Origin of the sequence: Clostridioides sp. ZZV15-6598, from assembly GCF_020657705.1 — a bacterium.
Classification (GTDB): domain Bacteria; phylum Bacillota; class Clostridia; order Peptostreptococcales; family Peptostreptococcaceae; genus Clostridioides; species Clostridioides difficile_F.
On record NZ_JAGWCS010000242.1, the window covers coordinates 1 to 2,511 of the forward strand.

General features: G+C 32.1%; 2 protein-coding genes. Both read left to right on the forward strand.

Annotated features, from left to right (window positions below; all coding sequences use genetic code 11):
- Window positions 1-152: 152 nt before the first annotated feature.
- Window positions 153-1,799 (forward strand): glycine rich domain-containing protein, encoded by a 1,647-nt coding sequence (locus tag KGF50_RS21125; RefSeq protein WP_227849882.1) that lies wholly within the window; start codon window positions 153-155, stop codon window positions 1,797-1,799.
- 434 nt (window positions 1,800-2,233) lie between these two features.
- Window positions 2,234-2,455, forward strand: a complete 222-nt coding sequence (locus tag KGF50_RS21135) for a hypothetical protein (protein ID WP_227849883.1) — start codon at window positions 2,234-2,236, stop codon at window positions 2,453-2,455.
- Window positions 2,456-2,511: the final 56 nt, after the last annotated feature.

Here is a 2,511-nt window from a genome sequence, read left to right on the forward strand (position 1 = left end):
GTAGAACCAACAGTTTAAGAGAGGTTCTTTTTTATTTCTAAAAATATATAAATTCATTTACATTTTGCCTACACTTCTCCTACACTTTGCAGACATTTATGGTTTTAAAATTAGGTACAATAAAACCATAAATTAAGAAAGAGGTGGATTAAATGGCAACAGTTTATGAATTTAATTATACAGGAAGTGAACAAAGCGTTACATTAAAACCTGGTAAATATAGAATTCAGTGCTATGGCGCTAGTGGTGGTTATACATCAAGAGAGGACTTTACACCAACATATAAGCCAAAAGGTGGTTACTCTGCTGGGGAAATTACATTAAAAAAAGATACTTTATTATATGTTTATGTAGGTAGAAGTGGAGAATCTGTTAATAGTCAATCTCGTTTATTTAATGGCGGTGGTTCTGGAGGTTATTCTTGTGGTGGTGGTGCTACTGATATAAGGCTGGTTGGTGGTTCTTGGGATAATGAACAAGGGCTATTTTCTCGTATTATTGTAGCAGGTGGTGCTGGTGCTAATGCTGCTTATAATAAAAGTGAAAAAGATAGTTCTGGTGGTGATCTAAAAGGAGGTAATGGTGGTGGTTCTGGTGGTGAATATACACCAGGAGCTACTCAATATGATGGTGGCAGGGGTTCTTCTTCTGAATATGATGGTTCATTTGGATTAGGCGGTGGCTCTAATTATTCAAACTGTCTTTTTGGAGGAGGAGGAGGATGGTATGGTGGCGCAGGTGGTCGTAGCTCTGCTTATATATCCGCTTCTGGTGGTAGCGGATATATCTTAACTAAAGACAGTTATAAACCAAAAGGGTATACACCAACATCTGAGTATTATTTTGAAAATACTACCATGAGTATTGGAGGTAATACATCCATGTCTAATGGCTATGCTAGGATAACATTAATCCAAGCATTACCACTTTTAACTATATACTCTTATAATTCCACACAAGCAACATTCAAAGCTGACCACACAGACCCTACATTGCTAACAAAGATAGAATGTTTTATAGATGATATATTAAAAGGAACTATTACAACTGATTTAACAACAGAGAAAACAATCAACTATACATTAGAAGATAATGCACTACACACGCTTAAAATAGTCGTTACAGATAGTTCTAATACCACAGCAGAAAAAGTATTAAGCGTAAGTAAGAATATAATGCCTTTAGGCGATGACGCAAGTATACGAGATATAGTAAGTAAAATGAGTGAAATAAAAGAAGGATTAGTAAATGGCAAGACTGCTATTATAAATGTATTAGCACTAAAGAATATTGAATCAAGTTTAAAGACTCCCTTAGTAGAACTATCAGAAAAGATAAAGAAATCTTTTGATAGTTCAGATGCTAGTGTACAGGATTTAACAAATCAATTAACACGAGCTAATAACACTATAACACAATTAAATACTCAATTAGGACAAAGAAAAAGATGGGCAAAAGGAACCTTCGACCAGACTAAAATTACAAGCGGTAGTACAACTATTCCAATGAATTTATCTTTTACTCCAACAATAATTTTTGTTACTTGTGGAATTGAATTTAGTTTTACATATGCTTCAGCTTGGAGATGTAGTCTGAAATTTTTTACAAGTCTTGTTAAAACAAATCCTACTATATTAAAAGGTAATGATGAAAATTTTAGTGGTATTGTTCTTGCAACTGTTGAAGAAATTAGTAGGAGTAGTTTTATTTTGTCTCTCAAAAATCTTTCAGGTAATGGTTCAACCGCAGAAATGAGTGCTATTCCTGGAACAACATTTAATTGGACCGCTATAGAATAAAAAATGAGGTGATAATATGGATAGAAATAATAGAATGATTTTTAATCAAAACGGAGATATAACATTTTAAACAGGAGAAGTAACTGGAGATATATTGCCACATGTTGAAATAAAAGAATTACATTACTTAGATGTTGAGTTTGGTAGTATAGACTATAGTAAAAAGTATATAGAGTCTATAAATCCAGTTACAAAATAGCCTGTGATCAAAGATATAACAATCGTTTGACAGACGAAAAAAAGAGATTACAAGCATTAGAAGAATAATTAAGTATGTTAGAAAGAACAGAACTGACATTGTAGAAGGTTCTTTTCTATTTCTAAAAGTATATAAATTTATTTACATTTTGCCAACACTTCATCTATATTTTGAAGACGTTTATGGTTTTAAAATTAGGTACAATAAAACCATAAATTAAGAGAGAGGTGTTTAAATGACTTTTAAAGAGTTAGTTAATAAAGTTAGAAATCTTGTATTAGAAGCAAAGAATGTAACTATAGAAGATACAGAAAATAAATTTACAAGTGAAAATGTAGAAGGAGCATTGAAAGAATGTATAGATAGAGCAGATTTGGCTTTTCAAAGTGCCGATAGTGGAAAAGAGTTAATTGCAACTGCTATCGGCTCTCCTGCAAACATTTCAAGAGTATGTTAACTATATTACAGGGTTTAAGAATACTATAGTAAGCAAAGATAATACTATAAATAGTT